12 protein-coding genes, 3 pseudogenes and 1 riboswitch are annotated in these 16,997 nt (G+C 53.9%); of the genes and pseudogenes, 6 read left to right on the plus strand and 9 right to left on the minus strand.

Annotated features, from left to right (window positions below; all coding sequences use genetic code 11):
- The first annotated feature begins 100 nt into the window (after positions 1-100).
- From DB847_RS22220 to DB847_RS22250, 6 genes and pseudogenes are all read left to right on the plus strand, one after another.
- Entirely contained in the window at positions 101-1,273 is a 1,173-nt protein-coding gene (locus DB847_RS22220) for a multidrug effflux MFS transporter (RefSeq protein WP_234418459.1), read from the plus strand.
- 750 nt (positions 1,274-2,023) lie between these two features.
- A riboswitch (SAM riboswitch) is annotated at positions 2,024-2,109 on the plus strand.
- Positions 2,110-2,178: 69 nt separating this feature from the next.
- A pseudogene (locus DB847_RS22230) lies at positions 2,179-3,445 on the plus strand (O-acetylhomoserine aminocarboxypropyltransferase/cysteine synthase family protein).
- Between the two features lie 42 nt (positions 3,446-3,487).
- Positions 3,488-4,312 carry a homoserine O-acetyltransferase/O-succinyltransferase family protein gene (locus DB847_RS22235; protein WP_108652630.1) on the plus strand — a complete coding sequence of 275 codons (825 nt, stop codon included), beginning with the start codon at positions 3,488-3,490 and terminating at the stop codon, positions 4,310-4,312.
- Complete coding sequence (locus DB847_RS22240) at positions 4,309-5,262, plus strand: homoserine dehydrogenase (RefSeq protein WP_108652631.1); 954 nt, start codon at positions 4,309-4,311, stop codon at positions 5,260-5,262. Before DB847_RS22235 ends, DB847_RS22240 begins: the two co-directional genes overlap by 4 nt.
- Entirely contained in the window at positions 5,263-5,460 is a 198-nt protein-coding gene (locus DB847_RS26235) for an amino acid kinase family protein (protein ID WP_108652632.1), read from the plus strand.
- Positions 5,461-5,507: 47 nt separating this feature from the next.
- Entirely contained in the window at positions 5,508-6,467 is a 960-nt protein-coding gene (locus DB847_RS22250) for an aspartate kinase (RefSeq protein ID WP_267897730.1), read from the plus strand.
- A gap of 298 nt (positions 6,468-6,765) precedes the next feature.
- On the opposite strand, the pseudogene metH reads toward DB847_RS22250, so the two are convergent.
- The 9 genes and pseudogenes from metH to DB847_RS22295 all read right to left on the minus strand — a co-directional run bounded on the left by metH (position 6,766) and on the right by DB847_RS22295 (position 16,929).
- Positions 6,766-10,405: pseudogene (gene metH, locus DB847_RS22255) on the minus strand (methionine synthase).
- A gap of 359 nt (positions 10,406-10,764) precedes the next feature.
- Positions 10,765-11,604: a substrate-binding periplasmic protein gene (locus DB847_RS22260; protein WP_108652634.1), complete on the minus strand. Its 840-nt coding sequence runs from the start codon at positions 11,602-11,604 to the stop codon at positions 10,765-10,767.
- Positions 11,601-12,443 (minus strand): substrate-binding periplasmic protein, encoded by an 843-nt coding sequence (locus tag DB847_RS22265; RefSeq protein WP_108652635.1) that lies wholly within the window; start codon positions 12,441-12,443, stop codon positions 11,601-11,603. The genes DB847_RS22260 and DB847_RS22265 overlap by 4 nt, the downstream gene beginning before the upstream one ends.
- 361 nt (positions 12,444-12,804) lie before the next feature.
- Positions 12,805-13,649 (minus strand): annotated as a pseudogene (metF, locus tag DB847_RS22270) (methylenetetrahydrofolate reductase).
- Positions 13,650-13,949: 300 nt separating this feature from the next.
- The gene (locus tag DB847_RS22275) at positions 13,950-14,177 is read right to left on the minus strand and encodes a hypothetical protein (RefSeq protein WP_108652636.1); all 228 of its coding nucleotides are present in this window, start codon (positions 14,175-14,177) and stop codon (positions 13,950-13,952) included.
- A gap of 321 nt (positions 14,178-14,498) precedes the next feature.
- Positions 14,499-14,747 (minus strand): DUF3624 domain-containing protein, encoded by a 249-nt coding sequence (locus tag DB847_RS22280; RefSeq protein WP_108652637.1) that lies wholly within the window; start codon positions 14,745-14,747, stop codon positions 14,499-14,501.
- A 25-nt stretch (positions 14,748-14,772) separates the two neighbouring features.
- On the minus strand, positions 14,773-15,651 hold the full coding sequence (locus DB847_RS22285) for a sulfurtransferase (RefSeq protein WP_108652638.1): 879 nt from the start codon (positions 15,649-15,651) through the stop codon (positions 14,773-14,775).
- On the minus strand, positions 15,648-16,361 hold the full coding sequence (locus DB847_RS22290) for a TVP38/TMEM64 family protein (RefSeq protein WP_199911659.1): 714 nt from the start codon (positions 16,359-16,361) through the stop codon (positions 15,648-15,650). Before DB847_RS22290 ends, DB847_RS22285 begins: the two co-directional genes overlap by 4 nt.
- Positions 16,354-16,929: a carboxymuconolactone decarboxylase family protein gene (locus tag DB847_RS22295; protein WP_108653065.1), complete on the minus strand. Its 576-nt coding sequence runs from the start codon at positions 16,927-16,929 to the stop codon at positions 16,354-16,356. Before DB847_RS22295 ends, DB847_RS22290 begins: the two co-directional genes overlap by 8 nt.
- Positions 16,930-16,997: the final 68 nt, after the last annotated feature.

The raw sequence follows: 16,997 nt of genomic DNA on the forward strand, positions 1-16,997 counted from the left end.
GATGGTTTTTATTTTAAAAGTTTAAGGTTGTCCCATGTTTGACAAAAAATATCTTTTTACATTTGTCTGCTTTTTTATAACCCCTATATCCGGACTCTGTGTGGATCTTTTTATTCCATCATTACCGGATATTCAGCACTATTTCACAACAACTCCGGGCCTGACCAAGAGCCTAATTTCGGTTTATCTTCTCAGCTTTGGACTATTTCAGCTTATCTCAGGACCGCTGACCGACAGCTTTGGCCGTAAGAAACTGATGCTGTTTGGCATGCTCTCTTTTGCCATCTCAACCTATGGCATCACTATGATCAACAGTATTGAATCCTTCATGATTCTCCGCGCCCTCCAGGGGATCAGTATCTCTATCTGTGGCGTGGCCTCTCGAGCAATTATTCCGGATATTTTCAGTGGTCATCAATATAAAAAAATGATGAACTACATGACGATCACCTGGTCGATCGGCCCGGTCATCGCCCCCTATCTGGGAGGATATCTGCAACACTACTTTGGCTGGAAATCAGCTTTTTATTTCCTGTCGGCCTATGCCTCAGTGGCATTCTTATTAATACTATTTGTGTACCGGGAGACCCTGGCACATAAGCACGAATTTTCAATTAAAAATGTGGTTGGTAATTATTTTCTAATTATTCAGTCGTCCAGCTTTACCCTCAGAGCCGTAAGTATGGCCCTGCTTTATTCAGTAATGCTCTCCTTTAGCATCATCGGGGTCTTTATTGTCGAATCCAGCTGGGGATATAGCCCGGTTACTTTTGGTAAACTCGCGCTACTGATGGGAGTCGCTTGGATGCTGGGTAACATGACTAATCGCTTTACCCTGCATCTGGGGCGCACCCAGCATAACCTCAAACTGGGTGGTGCGATGGTTATCTCGGCTGCCAGCGCCCTGCTGTTGGCAACCACAATGGATCTCGCCTCTGATAAACTGTTTTGGCTGGGGCTATTCATGTTTATTCCCATCTACTTTTCCGGCATGGTATTCCCCAACTTTTTTGGTGAAAGCGTCGCCCCATTTAAGAAGGTTGCTGGCAGTGCCGGGGCGTTGGTTGGTGCATCCATCATGATTGGCACCAGTATTGTCTCTTTCATGCTGGGCTTCTTTAAGCTCACCACTCCCTTTGAGCTTGCAATGAGTGTTCTGGCCTTTGCCGCCATCACCCTGCTGCTGATGCTGGCCATTTTTAAAATCGAAAAGCCACTGAGCAGCTCTCAAACCGACGATGCCACCGCATCTGCCTGCCTGAACACTCAATAAGAACTTGTGGCTTCGTCGGGATCGCCGATGCATAAGGATATGCGAATGCAGGGATAGCCAGGGATGGTGTTATCTGCCGGCAGCGCCCTACTTTTGTATCGTCAAAAGTAGGCAAAATCTCGCTACGCACGATGGGTCCAACCATCGACCTTCGCTGCTCGCCATCCATGGCTCGAAAAGAAGTAGCAACTTTCAAAGGTTCGCCTCGGCGCTCACTCACGGGGGTTAAATCCCCGTCTATTTGCGCCGGTAGTTTCAAAGAGGAGCAAAGGGTGAGCAGCATGGATGCTGCGAAAAGGCAATCAGTACATGGAGGTGCTGTTTGCCTGTACCTTTGCGATTTTGAAAATTAAGGAAATAGCAAATACCGGGGTGTCCTTGGGAGTGAAGAGGGTATTGGACAAGCAATACCCTTTTCCCGTTGCCGCTCGGCAGCGGCAAATGTGCCTTCGGCACAAATCGGCTGACCGCCGGTCAAACAGCGCCCCCTGATAACCTCTTAAAAAATCAGGATAATTAAAAAAATTTTTGTGATCTCAATCACGGCTCTGGCCATATTTCGAACAACGCGATAGACTCAGTTAGAAATCTAATTCGCTTTTTTCGGCTCCCCCCCTTTGTGAATTTTCCCATCCATACGTATAGCCCCCCAGACATCTAGACATATTTCTTGACCCAGCTTTTCCGCCTGTGATAGTTATTCATTAGTACGGTGTTCAAAAACTCACCGTCTTTAAATAATACAATTTACAACCATCAAGAGAAGCGGAGGGACAGGCCCTGTGATGCTTCAGCAACCTGCCTTAGGCGTGGTGCTAATTCCTGACAGATGGAAAGGGTAGCGTTTCGCTAAACCAACTCCCTGTCAGCGGAGGTGGTTTGTTAAGTGACAACAGGGAGTTCAGATGAGTTATCAATTCGAAACGCTACAACTTCACGCGGGACAAGAGGCATGCCCGGCCACCAAAGCTCGCGCCGTGCCCATCTACCAGACAGCCTCCTACCAGTTTGACAGCGTCGAGCACGCCGCTCGCCTGTTTAACCTTGAGGAGCCTGGAAATATCTATACCCGCATCGGCAATCCCACCACGGCCGTCCTGGAGGAGCGGATTGCGGCCCTGGAAGGGGGCGTTGCCGGACTTGCCGTCGCTTCGGGGTCTGCGGCCATCACCTATGCGATCTTAACCATCGCCCGCAGCGGGGATGAGATCATCGCGGCCAATAACCTCTATGGCGGCACCCATAACCTCTTGACCAACACCCTGGGTGACTTTGGAATAGGCTGCCAACTGTTTGATGCCAGCGAGCCGGATCAGATCGCAGCCCTGATCAATGAAAAGACCCGGGCGGTGTTCATTGAGACCCTGGGAAATCCCTCGGGACCCCGGTGGATATCGAGCGGATCAGCGAGTTAGCCCACCAGCACAGCCTGCCACTCATAGTCGATAACACCTTCGCGACCCCCTATCTGCAACAGCCGATTCAACATGGTGCCGATATAGTGGTTCACTCCGCCACCAAGTTCATCGGGGGCATGGCACCAGTATCGCCGGACTCATTGTAGACTCCGGCCGTTTTGACTGGAGCCATATCGAGAGCTTTAACACCGCCGATCCCGGCTATCATGGGCTCAAATATGCCGATCTCGGGGAGCTGGCCTTTATCACCAAGGCCAGAGTGAGGCTGCTCAGAGACACGGGAGCCGTGCTTTCACCCTTCAATGCCTTTTTGATCCTCCAGGGACTGGAGACCCTCTCCCTGCGGGTCGAACGCCATGTGAGTAATGCCCGGGCAATCGCCGAGCTGCTCAATGAGCACCCGGATGTTCTCTGGGTCTCCCACCCCGAGTGTTGCCAGGATGCGCCCAAGGATCTCAGCGAAAAGTACCTCCCCAGAGGCGCCGGCTCTATCTTCAGTTTTGGGATCAAAGGCGGACGCGAGCGGGCGGCACGCTTTATCGATGCGTTAGGGCTTTTCTCACACCTGGCAAACGTCGCCGATGCCAAGTCCCTGATCATTCATCCTGCTAGCACCACCCATAGCCAGCTCAGTGACAGCGAGCTGGCCCAAAGCGGTATCTCGGCAGACTCATTACGACTCTCCGTCGGGTTGGAGCATATCGATGATCTGAAACAAGATCTGCTCCAGGCTTTCACCAAAACCCGAATTTGATCATGGGTGTAGGCAAAAAACCTGCACCGGACCGGAGGCTCAATGGCGATCTGTACCCCCAAAAATTATCAGGCAACCCAGGATGCAGGGTTTGATAGCACTCAATTTAGCTGTGAGCGCGCGGATCTAAGGCTCGGCATCATCAACCTGATGCCCTTTAAAAGTGAAGTAGAGCAGCAGTTTTTTAGCGTTTTCAGCGATGTTCCTCTCAACATTGAACTTGAGTTTTTGTGCCCGTTTCGCCGCAGTAAGCATCAGGATTGGTCCTACATTCAGCAGAACTATCATCCGCTACAGGCTGTTTTTGAGCGAAGCTATGATGGATTAATCGTCACCGGTGCTCCGGTCGAGCACCTTCCCTTTGAGGAGGTTGACTACTGGCCACAGCTCAGGGACCTGATCCTGGATAACAGCCTGCCCACCATCTATATCTGCTGGGCAGCCCAGGCCGCCCTCTACCTGAGGTACCAGATCCCTAAGTATCCCCTGCCGGAAAAACTGTTTGGCGTTTATCCCCACAGCTGTGAACCAAACCCCTTCATCACTGGGGATTTCAGGGTACCTCACTCCCGATTTACCTGTAACAGGGAGCAGGATCTGCGGACCAATGGCCTGAAGATCCTGGCTTGCTCCTCCCGTGCAGGGGTCTATATGGCGGCCACCCCGGAATTTCGGGAGTTTTTTATTACCGGCCATCCCGAGTACCAGAGGGAGCGGCTGCAGTTTGAATATTTGCGAGACGGAGGAGCTCTTCCTGAGCACTACTTTCCAAATGATGATCCGGCTCTCTCCCCCGAGATGAGCTGGCTCAATCACCGCCAGCAGTTTTATCGGAACTGGCTAAATCACATAAGGAATTCTCTATGAAAATTGCAATCATCGGCTTAGGTACCATTGGCAGCGGCGTTCTCGATTTGATCGAGCGCGAGCGCTGCCAGATTGAAAAACGGATCGGTGCTCCCTTGCAGATTGTCTGGCTCTGTGACCGCAACTCGCAACCGCAGCACCCGAACTTCACCACAGATTACAACCAGGCCCTCCGGGACCCCGAAGTAGAGACGGTAATCGAGCTGATCGGTGGCATTGATAATGCCTACCATATCGCACTGTCTACTCTCAGCAGTGGAAAGAACCTGATTACCGCCAACAAACACCTGCTGGCACTGCATGGTGAAGAGCTGTTTGAACTGGCAAATCAGCATGGAGTGAAGCTCTTTTTTGAAGCCGCGGTGGGTGGAGGGATCCCTCTGCTTACCCCGCTGTATGAGGGTCTATTCAGTGGCGATATCACCCGGGTGCGCGGCATCCTCAACGGAACCGCCAACTACATCCTGACCCAGATGCATCAGGGCCAGGACTTTGAGAGTGCCCTCACCCAGGCTCAGCAGCAGGGATATGCGGAAGCCGATCCCCATTTCGATCTTGCGGGGATCGACAGTGCCCACAAGCTGAGCCTTTTGAGTTATCTCACCTGGCAACGGTTTAAGACGCTCACCTCAATCTCGGTTCAGGGGATCGACTCTGACACCCAATCGCAGATCTCCGCGGCTCAGGGTGCGGGACAAAAGCTCAAACTCATCGCCGAGGCGGAGCGGGTCGGCAACGAGATCCGCCTGAGTGTCGCCCCAACCCCGGTGAAACCGGACGATCTGCTGTATGGCGTCGATCATGTGTATAACGCCGTTGAGATCCAGGGGCGTCACAGTGGTAAGACCCTGCTTTACGGTGAGGGGGCTGGTAAGTATCCAACCGCAACTGCGGTCATTTCTGATCTTTATAAGATCGCTCACAGTAATCCATGGAATAGGGAAACATAGATGGTAATACGCGTAGAGAAGTATGGAGGAAGCTCTGTCAGAGATCCTGAGCAACTGCAGGCCATTGCCCGCAGTTCAGAGCAGAAAGTAGCACAAGGCGATCAGCTGGTGATCGTGGTCTCCGCCCCCGGAGATCTCACCGATGAACTGCTGGAACGGGCCAATAAGATTCACTCAGCCCCTCGGGAAGAGAGTTAGCACAACTGCTGGCCACCGGCGAGCAGATCTCCATCGCCCTGCTGGCGATGGCCCTGCAGCAGCAGGGACTCAAAGCCATCTCTTTTACCGCCCCTCAACTCAATATCCGAACCCAGGGGGCCTACAATAATGCCCATATCGAAAGTGTCGATAACCGCAAGATCACCCAGGCCCTGGATGAAGGCTATGTTGTGATCGTGGCCGGTTTTCAGGGGATCAATGAAACTGGCTGTATCACCACCTTAGGTCGCGGTGGTTCAGATACCACAGCAGTCGCCCTGGCCGCGGCCCTCAACCTTGAAGAGGTTGATATCTACACGGATGTCGATGGTGTCTATAGTGGCGATCCCCGCATCATCCCCAGCGCATTCAAACACAGGGAGCTCAGTTTTGAGCTAATGCTGGAGCTGGCGCGTCAGGGTGCCCGGGTACTCCATAGCCGCTGCGTCAAGATGGCTCAGTCACATAAGGTGCATATTCACCTGCGCTCCTCCTTTACCCGGGGTGAAGGAACCCGAATTCATGACAAACATGGGAATATCCCGGCCGGGATCACCGGGGTCACCGCCCTCAACCGGGTCGCCAAAATCGTGCTGAGCGCTGAAAGAGGCGCTCTGGATCAGCCACTGGATCAACTCAATACCTGCGGGGTTGAGCTGGAGCTCATCTCCCGGGTTGCCGATGAGGGCAACCTGGAGAAGATCACCGCAGTGGCTCCGCAAAGTCAGCTACCACACATGCTAAAGATCCTGGAGCGCTGCGCCATTAGTCCCAAACAGTACCAGGTGGAAACCGAGCTGGCGAAGCTATCACTGGTCGGTGCCGCACTGCATACCCACCCCACGGCCCATAAGCTGTACGAACTGCTGCATCAGGAGCAGATCCCCAGCCTGCCACTATCAAGCAGCGAGCTCAATGTCTCCTGCCTGATCTCGGCCGATAAACTAACCCGAGCCCAGCAGACCCTCCACCAGAAACTGGTTGAATCAACGGTCTGCGCCGCCTAGATAACAGATACAACAAACAGATGATTGAGATTTTTTATCCCGGCCTGTGCCGGGTTTTTTATGGGCCTGGTCCAGACAAAAAGGGCTTCAGGGCCAGAGCTATCTCGGATTAATCAGAATAATCACATTCGGCTCGACTAAAAGAATTTCAGGCTTTGCTAAGCTGACCTTCTGCAGCAAGGACGCTGCAGTGGAGCGGCCAAGGATGGCATTGCGAGTCAGCGTGTAAAGCCTGAGATTAATCACAGCGTTGTCTCCATTTATGGAGAAAATGCTCTAATCCCCGAAGCCGGGTAACTTACTGATCCTGGTCGCGAATATATCCAAGGTTGGGTGCCAGCCAGCGCTCCGCCACCTCCAGACTCCAGCCCTTGAGGCGGGCATAGTGCCGCAGTTGATCCTTTGCCAGCTTGCCCACAGTGAAATAGCTCGCCTCGGGATGAGAGAAGTACCAGCCGGAAACTGAGGCCGCCGGTACCATGGCATAAGACTCGGTCAGGCGCATCCCAAGAGTCTGCTCCACATCCAACAGTTGCCATAATTTAGCCTTCTCGGTGTGCTCGGGGCAGGCCGGATAACCGGGCGCAGGACGAATGCCCTGGTACAGCTCGCGGATCAGGCTCTCATTATCCAGGGTCTCATCGCTGGCGTACCCCCAGTGTTCCCGACGGATCTTAAGATGCAGATACTCGGCGCTGGCTTCTGCCAGGCGATCACACACCGCCTGCAGCAGGATCAGGTGATAATCATCATGGTTTTGCCGATACTGCTCGGCAAGCTCTGCCTCCCCCAGTCCGGCAGTCACCGCAAAGGCGCCCAGGTAATCGGCCACCCCACTGTCTACCGGAGCGATATAGTCCGCCAGCGAACGGTTGTCCCGTCCGGACTTATCACGCTGCTGACGCGGAAAATGCAGCCGGGTCAGCTCCTCATCGCGAGACTCATCCCGATATAAGCTGATACTCTCCTGCTCGCTATTGGCGGCAAACAGACCCCAGCTCGCCGCACAACGCACCGCACCGCTTTCGATAAACTCATCAATCATCCGGTTAGCATCGGCATAGAGCTGACGTGCCTGTTCACCATGCTCACGGTGGGAGAGGATCTGGGGGTAGCGCCCCCGCAACTGCCAGGTGGTGAAAAAAGGGGTCCAGTCGATATAGTGGCGGACCTCATCCAGGGAGAGATCCAGCTGATAGTGACAGCCCAACTGGCTGGGCTTGGGTGGTGTATAGCCTTGCCAATCCAGCCGCAATCGATTCTCCCTTGCTTTTTCCAGAGGCAGCAAAGGATGTTCGCGCTCCTGGCGAAAGCTCTCTCTGAGCTGCTGGTATTCGCGTTCGACCCGATCCAGGGCGGCCTGCCTGTGTTCCTGACTGAGAAGACTCTGGACCTGCCCCACCACCCGGGAGGCGTTCGGTGAGTAGATCACCGGATGATCATAGCTTGGATCGATCTTCACCGCTGTGTGCGCCTTGGAGGTGGTGGCTCCACCGATCAGCAGCGGAATCGAAAATCCCTGACGCTTCATCTCTGAGGCCACATGCACCATCTCATCCAGCGAGGGGGTGATCAAACCGGACAGACCAATCATATCGGCATCATGCTCCCGGGCGGCCTGTAAAATGGTTTCACACTGCACCATCACCCCAAGATCGATGATCTCATAGTTATTGCACTGCAGCACCACAGACACGATATTCTTACCGATATCGTGGACATCGCCCTTGACCGTGGCCAGCACCATCTTGCCATTGGACTGCTTTTGCTGCTTGGTTTGTTCAATGAAGGGTTGCAGATAGGCCACCGCCTGCTTCATCACCCGGGCCGACTTCACCACCTGGGGCAGGAACATCTTGCCGGCACCGAACAACTCGCCAACCACATCCATCCCCGCCATCAGCGGCCCCTCGATGACCTGCAACGGATGCTCCACCTCCTGTCGCGCCAGCTCGCTGTCCTGTTCAATAAACTGGTTGATTCCCTTGACCAGAGCATGCTCCAGGCGTTTAGCCACCGGCCAGCTGCGCCACTCAAGCTGCTCCGGCTCAATCTCCTTATCCGCCTCTCCCCGATATTTGTCAGCAATCGCCAGCAGGGCCTCGGTCGCTTCGGGGGAGCGGTTGAGCACCACATCCTCCACCGCATCCCGCAGCTCCTGCGGAATATCTTCATAGATAGCCAGCTGCCCGGCATTGACGATCCCCATGTCCATACCGGCCGCGATTGCATGGTAGAGGAACACCGAGTGGATCGCCTCACGCACCGGGTTGTTGCCACGAAATGAGAAGGAGACATTAGAGACCCCGCCCGAGATCAGGGCGTGAGGCAGGCTCAGTTTGATCTGGCGGGTTGCCTCAATAAAATCCACCGCATAGTTGTTATGCTCCTCAATCCCGGTCGCCACCGCAAAGATATTGGGATCAAAGATGATATCCTGGGGAGAAAATCCCGCCTTCTCCACCAGCAGTTGGTAGGCTCTGCTGCAGATCTCAACCTTGCGCGCCAGGGTGTCGGCCTGGCCGGTTTCATCAAAGGCCATCACCACCACCGCCGCGCCGTAGAGGCGCAGCTTACGGGCATGCTCAAGAAACTCGGCCTCTCCCTCCTTAAGCGAGATAGAGTTCACCACCGCCTTGCCCTGAACGCAGCGCAGTCCCGCCTCCAGAACCTCCCAGCGAGAGGAGTCGATCATCAAAGGCACCCGGGAGATATCAGGCTCAGAGGCGATGAGACACAAAAAGCGCACCATCGCCTGCTCGGCATCCAGCATCGCATCATCCATATTGATATCGATGATCTGCGCACCATTCTCGACCTGCTGGCGGGCCACCTCCAGCGCCTCTTCATACTGCTGCTCACGAATCAGGCGCCGAAAGCGCGCGGAGCCTGCCACATTGGTGCGCTCACCCACATTGACGAAGAAGCTCTGTGGATTGAGATTCAAAGGCTCCAATCCAGCCAGCCGGCACTGATGATCATCCAAAACTGGCTGTCGAGGCGGGCATCCCTCCACCGCCTTGGCAATGGCCGCAATATATTCGGGGGTAGTTCCGCAGCAGCCCCCCACCAGGTTGAGAAGTCCCGCCCGTGCCCATTCGCCGATCTGCTCAGCCATCTCATCAACACCCAGATCATAGCCACCAAAGGCGTTGGGAAGGCCTGCATTGGGATGTACCGATAGATAGCCTTCACAATATCCTGCCAGCTCTGCCACATAGGGGCGCAGCTGCTCCGGCCCCAGGGCACAGTTCAAGCCAAAGGCCAGAGGCTTGGCATGGCGCAGTGAGTTGTAAAAAGCCTCGGTGGTTTGCCCGGAGAGGGTCCGTCCCGAGGCATCGGTAATGGTCCCGGAGATAATCAGCGGCAGACGTATCCCAGATAGCTCAAACAGCTCCTCGATGGCATAGATGGCGGCCTTGGCGTTCAGGGTATCGAACACAGTCTCAATCATCAGCAGATCTACCCCCCATCCATCAAGGCTTGAGCCGACTCAAAATAGGCCGCCCTGAGCTCTTCGAAGCTGATGTTACGCATTCCGGGATCGTTAACATCCGGTGACAAGGAAGCAGTTCGATTGGTCGGTCCAAGCACCCCGGCTACAAATCTCGGCTTATCCGGCTCGGCCAGGCTGAGCTCATCGGCTACCTCCCGGGCCAGCCGGGCCGCCCTCAGGTTGATCTCGGCGCTTAGTTCCTGCATCTGATAGTCGGCCATCGCGATTCGGGTCGCGTTAAAGGTGTTGGTTTCTATGATATCCGCCCCGCCCCCAGATACTGGCGGTGAATGCTTTGAATCAACTCAGGCTGAGTTAATACCAGCAGATCATTGTTGCCCTTGAGATCACAGGGCCACTGTCCGAAACGCTCGCCGCGAAAATCCTGCTCGGTCAGATTTTGCTGCTGAATCATGGTACCCATGGCACCATCGAGTAGCATGATCCGCTGTGAAAATTCCTGCTCTAATGCCCTAACCTGTTGCTCTGCCACCGTGACTCCTTCACTCCTGTTAACTGGGGTTTATTGATACTAACAGCATTGTTGCAACTTTAGAACTTAGACGTTTAGACGTCTATAAATAAATATTTAATAAGGTCGGAATGAGAGAAGATGAGGGACAGCAATCCAGGAGACCCGGAAGCTAAATAGCTGATCCTATTATTGCTACATCTGTTGATATGTGACCGCAGACACGCTATGAATCCATGGAAGCTCCACCGCGTCATCCCTGACGCAGAGGGTCTGCTTATTCACCATTCAACAGCTACCCCAAGTGGCCTACTATTTGGAACAGTTATTTAGTCTCCCTCGATAAAGCGGCGGACCAGGGACTCTAATTCACCCGAGTGGCGCATCTTGGCGAGCTCTACATTAAATTTTTTTGTGAAATCATCACGAAACGGAAATTTCTCATTGTTGCTGGCATAACCCAGGTAGCCATTTTCCCGGGAAACCGTCACCTCCTGAATGATGGTTTTCGACTGCTCCTGAGTTACCTCTTCCTCCCTGATAAGCTTGCCCAGGCTATAGTAGATCGCGACCTGATCATTGATGTAGCAATCGATACGGTTTCGTAGCAGCTTGAGAATATTGTGGCGATTCCCCTTGGCAACCATCACCTCAATCTGCCCCCCATTGACCAGTGCCCAAAAACGTTTCCCGCCGAGTCTAAATCCGGCATTCAGGCCAAACCTCAGCCCGATGTAATCATCGGGCCACTGGATCCGCTCATTCTCGGTCTTGCTGTCCTGATGGCATACCACGATCACTTTTTCATCCAGGATCGGGTAGGAGTAGGGCCACATGTAAGGGCGCTCACGGGGCAGGTAGTAGGGTGGATAGAGGGCAAAGCCATCACCGGTCCTGAGCTTTTCGAGGCCCCGCTTCCAGTGGATGGGGCGTATCGAGACCTGGAAGTTCTTCATCCGATTGAAGATCCGGCTGAGGATCTCATAATAGAGCCCGGCAGGCTCTCCATCAGAATCAACATAGGAGTATGGAGGGTAGTTGGCATCGGCCAACACCTCGACCCCGATCGGCTCCTGAGTCTTAGTTTCCCCGGGCTTGGCTTCCTGGGTCCATAGCTCAAAAGAGAAGGTCATCAGTACCACCAGCAGGAGTACGCCCCTCCAACTCATGGCTTACACCCCTTCACCGGCTTAAGTCCTGATCCCTCCGGCAGATACTTGGTATAGAAAGACTCATAGCGGCAGCTGTCACGCAGCTTTTTCAACCCCTGGTTGATGATGGTGATCAACTCTTCGCCCCGGGGCGACTCTTTAGACACCCACATATAGAAATCTTTGGTTCCGACCGGCAGCGCCTGATGACGGATACTCGGCGGCAGCTGGAACAGACCCAGAGCTTCGGCCCCGAGAACCGGCTCTATCGAGTTGAGTACCACCTCGCAGCGGCGTGAAACCATCTTGAGCATCGCCTGGTAGACATTATGGGCACCTGTATCGACCAGGGTGGTTAACCCTGCCTGGTAGTAGGGCTCATAGTTATAGCCGGCAACCCCACAGATCGACAGCTTATCCAGATCCTCGATGCTGCGGATCTGAATTCCCTGGGGGAAACGCAGCCCATCATAGAAATAACCCTCACGGGTTTGGTAGAAGGGATCGCTTCTGAGGAACTTCTCAAGCCGCCAGCTGTTGCTACTGGCGTTGGTGACCATCTCAAAGGATTTGCTGGTCCCGTAGTTCGCCACCTCCTTGAGGCAGCGCTTCCAGGGCAGCAGGCGGATCTTGATGGCATACCCCTGCTCCTGAAGAATGGTTTTCAGGGCCGAGACCGAGGCGCCGCTGATAAAGCGGGTGGTATCTCCGTTCTTATCCCGCTCATAGAATACATAGGGAGGCCACTCGGCGGCATCATCGCAAATGGTCACCAGCTTTTCATCAGCCAGAGCCGGCAGGCAGATAAGCAAGCCACAGGCAAAGATCCCCGGTATTTTCCAGCTCAAAAATCCCATGCTCCACCCTCAAAAATCCCTTTACCGCAAAGTATAGATGAATCATTGAAAGCTTCTGTTGAGGTTTAAAATTTTGCGCAGGGATCTGCCTGAAACCTCACCCGGGCGCCTCTTAGAGCTTGGGTTACGCCTCAGATCGGTTGCTGGTATTTAAGATGTTTTGGTTTCACATCACCGGCCTTCTGCCGCAGGGATGCGGCAGTAGAGATTCCATGGGTAAGTTGCTTTCGGAGCAACGCACGTGAAGCAGGAGGCTGAGCTGGGAAGGAATCTCATGGAAGAGATTCGGATTTACAGCGTGCCGCTGATAGTTGAATCCACACATCCACAGCAGATGTGAATTACCACCAGCTTGTGCGGCTCAAAGGCTCCCTGAGATTCCCGCTTCGGCGGAGCCACACCCCAAAATATGGCAGATCGCATAGGTCAGCTCGCTGCGATTGAGGGTATAGAAGTGAAACGACCCAACCCCTTCACGGGAGAGGACCCTGACCATATCGATGGCGATGCTGGCACCAACCATGTTGCGGGTCTGGGGATCATCATCCAGGCCGCTAAAGCGCTCATGCATCCACCCGGGATCCGCACATTGGCAAATGAGGCAAACTTGAGGAGGGTCTGATAGTTGGAGACCGGCAGGATCCCCGGCACTATTTCGGCATCGATCCCGACGGCGACACAGCGATCGCGAAACCGCAGGAAGCTCTCCACATCAAAGAAAAACTGGGTGATGGCCCGGCTGGCCCCGGCCTCTATCTTGTTTTTCAGGTTCAGGAGATCGGATTCGGCACTGCGGGCCTCAGGGTGAACCTCGGGATAGGCGGCAACCGAGATATCAAAGTCGCCAACCCCCCTGAGAAGGCTCACCAGATCGGTGGCATACATCTCGGGCTTGTGGCCGGACTGAGGCAGATCGCCGCGCAGCGCAACGATATGGCGAATGCCACTTTGCCAGTAATCCTCGGCTATGGCCTGGAGCTCTCCGGGCGTTGCATCAATACAGGTCAGGTGGGGTGCTGCATTGAGGCTGGTTTTATTCTGGATCTCTTTAATGATCCTGTGAGTCCGGTCCCGCTCGCCGGAGTTCGCCCCGTAGGTGACAGAGACAAAGCTTGGGGAAAACTGCTTGAGACGCTCCACCGAGCTCCACAAGGTCTGCTCCATCTTCTCGCTGCGTGGCGGAAAAAACTCGAAGGAGACCTCGATACCTCCCCGGCAATCGGCCAACCCCTGATTCAAACTCTCGACACATCGTGCATTATCAAATCCCACGTCTACCTCCCTGCAACAAAAAACGTATAGACGTCTATATGGCTATAAATTGAGATCCATGTCAAGTTTTGAACAGCTATTGAGCAAAATAAATCCAAACTCTCCCTAACTATATGAAAACTCCCTGAACAATCCAGGCGCACTGCGCGGCACCCGCTATGACGGATACAAAGAAAGAACCCGCAGTCTGAGCTGCGGGTTAACTGAGAAGAGACAACAAGGAACCGGAGAGATTCATTTACGATGCTGACGAGCAACCTGCTGCGCATGGGTGGTGACACGCTGAACCCTTTGAACCAGTTCATCCCACTCTGGTAACCACAACCAGATGATGACAGCAAACATCACCACTATATCCGCGAACACACCATCGCTTAACAGGCCAACCAAAGAGAGGGCCGCAATAACAATACGATTCACATTGTGAAGCTTCTTCTTTCCGAATGGTCGATGAGCTAACATAATCAAGCCCTCCATTCACCTTTTATTCGTTATGAGGAAGAATGCATATTGTGTTCCTAAAGACGATAAGCATTCTGTTTTTCTGTTTAAGTTATCGGCAACGAGCCCGCATCAAAGAGTCTTTAGAACAAAGAATTCATAAAACCGTTTATAAAGATCAAAAAGTTTTAAACAGTAACTCTTCTCAATAACAGGGACCCTGTTGAGAGCTACTCTCATTCACGGGGTATCGACAAACCCGGCAAAAAAATGTCATTTCAACAATCCCCTTTGCCATCTGTATCACTGCTTGTGTCATAAAGATAACACCCGGGCGGGGCGTCAGGAGGGAGAAGAGCGGTCCCTGAGGCGATACCAGCACCAGGCGATGCCATGGGCCAGCAGCAGCAGGGAAAACAGGATTGCAAACATGAGGGCGGCGATCGCCTCGACCGAAGTCATGCTCTCCAGAGCCTGCCAGAGAAAGAGCCCCCAGCAGATGAGGCTCCCCACCAGGCACTGCAGCATGCAGGCCCGGCAGCGTCCCAGCTTTTCACGAAACAGATCCGACAGGCAGTAACGACAAGACATCCAGTCTCCCCGGAAAATATTCTGACTATGCCGTCAAGGGTAGCTGCTTTTGCGCCGCCCAATAGTAAAAGGAGGGAACATAATTTTGCACATGCTCAAAGCCTGCGGCCTTGAGTGCCAGGGCCAGATAGGCGGAGCGGATCCCTGCCGTACAATAGGTGACCACTCGATCCTTCGGTTTGATCCCAAGTTTCCCCAGCATCTCCCGGATCTCTTTGCCACTGCGGATCATCCCGTCGGGGCGCAGCAGCTGGGTAAAGGGCAGGTTGACGGCTCCGGGCAAGTGCCCTCCGCGAGCCTCGTGATACAAGACTGCGCCCTGATACTCTTTGGAGGTCCGCGAATCGATGATCTTAAAGCTCTTATACTGCTGTTGCAGGGTGCTGGAGCCTATCTTCATCGATGGGTTGAGTTGGCCCAGCTTAAACTGGCTCTGGTCGGCAAATGAGGGCAGATGAGCCGTGGGGTAATCGTGAGCCTTCCAGTATTGGTAGCCCCCATCGAGGATCCACACCTTGTCGACTCCTGCGGTTTTCAGGGTCCAGGCGATACGCCCCTCCTCGCCCCATCCGCCGGGACGCCCATAAACCACCACCTTGCTATCTCGGGAGATCCCAAGCTTGCGGATCTCCTTTTGCAACTTGGCATGATCATCCAGGGTCGCCCACTGCGCCGCTCCGGGCTTGCCCTTAATATCTGAGAACTCCTGCCAGGTGGCAACATAGGCGCCCTCGATATGCCCCTCAAGGTAGGGGGTCATCCCCCGGGCATCGATGACCAGATAATCCTTAAGGTGAGCCTTAAGCTGTTGAGGCTGAATAAAATAATCACTCATCGCGGCCCGGGCCGGCAGCGAGCCCCCCAGAACCATGCAGGCAAACATACCGATTAAGAGCTTTTTCATACGGACTGAGATTCCTCAATTTTCTCTGACTTATTCTGATTCAATATCTGTTTTAGCAGGTAGAAGAATACACTCAGGGCAAACAGGCACAGCAAGCCAATCACCAGGTTGCGCATCCCACCGCTCAACATGCCGCCCACCCAGGAGTAGATGAGGGTTGCCGGCAACTCACCCAGGGCGCTGGCCCAGAAAAAATGCCACAGGCTCATGGAGGTCAGGCCGGCGGCGTAGCTCACCATCTTAAAAGAGATGAAGGGCAGCAGTCTTGCGATCAGGATTGCATACTGACCGTGGCGGGCAAAAAAGCGATCGATCGCCCCCAGCGCCTGGTGGGAGATGAGCCGGGTCGCCACGTCACGTCCACACCAGCGAGAGATATAGAAGCACAGCGTCGCACCGGCCATCGAGCTTGCCCAGGAGAGCAGCGCCCCCTGCCACCAGCCAAACAGCATGGCATTGGCAAAGGTGATGATGATGGTTGGAATGGGCGCCAGTACAGAGAGCATCATCAACAAAAATGAGATGATCGGTGCCAGGATCCCAAAGGACAACAGGTAGGTTTTCACCTGATGGACATCCAGCGACAGCATGACCTCCAACATCTCGTGGAACAGCCGATGCACCGGGGGGATCTGATAGGCACCGAACAGCACCACTAGCAATAACAACCACTTGAATAGTATCGCTAACCATCCAGAGAACTTAGTCACCTGATTTTTCCTTAAAGTCATCTGCCAGCGGCACCTTGCAAAAACCCTCCGCCGGAACATCTAAAGCTGCATTGAATTTGCTCGAAAGGTTTTGAAAAGCGATCAACCCGGTCAGCTCCACCACCGCATCCTCATCAAAATAGCCTTTTAGCACCTCAAGCTGAGCAGGGCTCACCTGGCGATCGCTATAGGTCACCGCCTCGACATAATCGAGAACGGCGCGCTCTTTATCATCAAACAGCTCACTCTCCCGCCACTGGCTCAGGGCCTCAACCTTGGCTTCGCTGCCGGCACGCTTCATCAGCACCATGCCATTAATATCCACACAGAAGGAGCACCAGTTGATCTGAGAGACCCGCACAGTCACCAGGGAGCGCAGTACAGGATCGATGGGCGAGCGCTTGCGATCCAATACCCCATACAATAAAGCTACTGCGGCAAACAGCTTAGGGATCCTGGCCCACAACAGGCCAGGCTTGAGGACCTGCCCATAGCGACGCTGCTGGGACCAGAAAAAGGGCTTGAGCCACCAGGGATAGCTTTTTAAGGGTTTAGGGTTAATCAACATAATAAAACTCTCCGCTGCCGGGCGACTGAGCAAAATTAAAGCCATGCAGTCTACCAAAGATATCTTTG

The organism is Dongshaea marina (assembly GCF_003072645.1).
GTDB lineage: Bacteria > Pseudomonadota > Gammaproteobacteria > Enterobacterales > Aeromonadaceae > Dongshaea > Dongshaea marina.

Bases quoted from the DNA above. Each gene is read 5' to 3' on its own strand.
- DB847_RS22235 (WP_108652630.1), top strand. From the start codon at position 3,488: ATGGCGATCTGTACCCCCAAAAATTATCAGGCAACCCAGGATGCAGGG.
- DB847_RS22240 (WP_108652631.1), top strand. From the start codon at position 4,309: ATGAAAATTGCAATCATCGGCTTAGGTACCATTGGCAGCGGCGTTCTC.
- DB847_RS26235 (WP_108652632.1), top strand. From the start codon at position 5,263: ATGGTAATACGCGTAGAGAAGTATGGAGGAAGCTCTGTCAGAGATCCT.
- DB847_RS22250 (WP_267897730.1), top strand. From the start codon at position 5,508: ATGGCCCTGCAGCAGCAGGGACTCAAAGCCATCTCTTTTACCGCCCCT.
- DB847_RS22260 (WP_108652634.1), bottom strand. From the start codon at position 11,604: ATGAGTTGGAGGGGCGTACTCCTGCTGGTGGTACTGATGACCTTCTCT.
- DB847_RS22265 (WP_108652635.1), bottom strand. From the start codon at position 12,443: ATGGGATTTTTGAGCTGGAAAATACCGGGGATCTTTGCCTGTGGCTTG.
- DB847_RS22275 (WP_108652636.1), bottom strand. From the start codon at position 14,177: ATGTTAGCTCATCGACCATTCGGAAAGAAGAAGCTTCACAATGTGAAT.
- DB847_RS22280 (WP_108652637.1), bottom strand. From the start codon at position 14,747: ATGTCTTGTCGTTACTGCCTGTCGGATCTGTTTCGTGAAAAGCTGGGA.
- DB847_RS22285 (WP_108652638.1), bottom strand. From the start codon at position 15,651: ATGAAAAAGCTCTTAATCGGTATGTTTGCCTGCATGGTTCTGGGGGGC.
- DB847_RS22295 (WP_108653065.1), bottom strand. From the start codon at position 16,929: ATGTTGATTAACCCTAAACCCTTAAAAAGCTATCCCTGGTGGCTCAAG.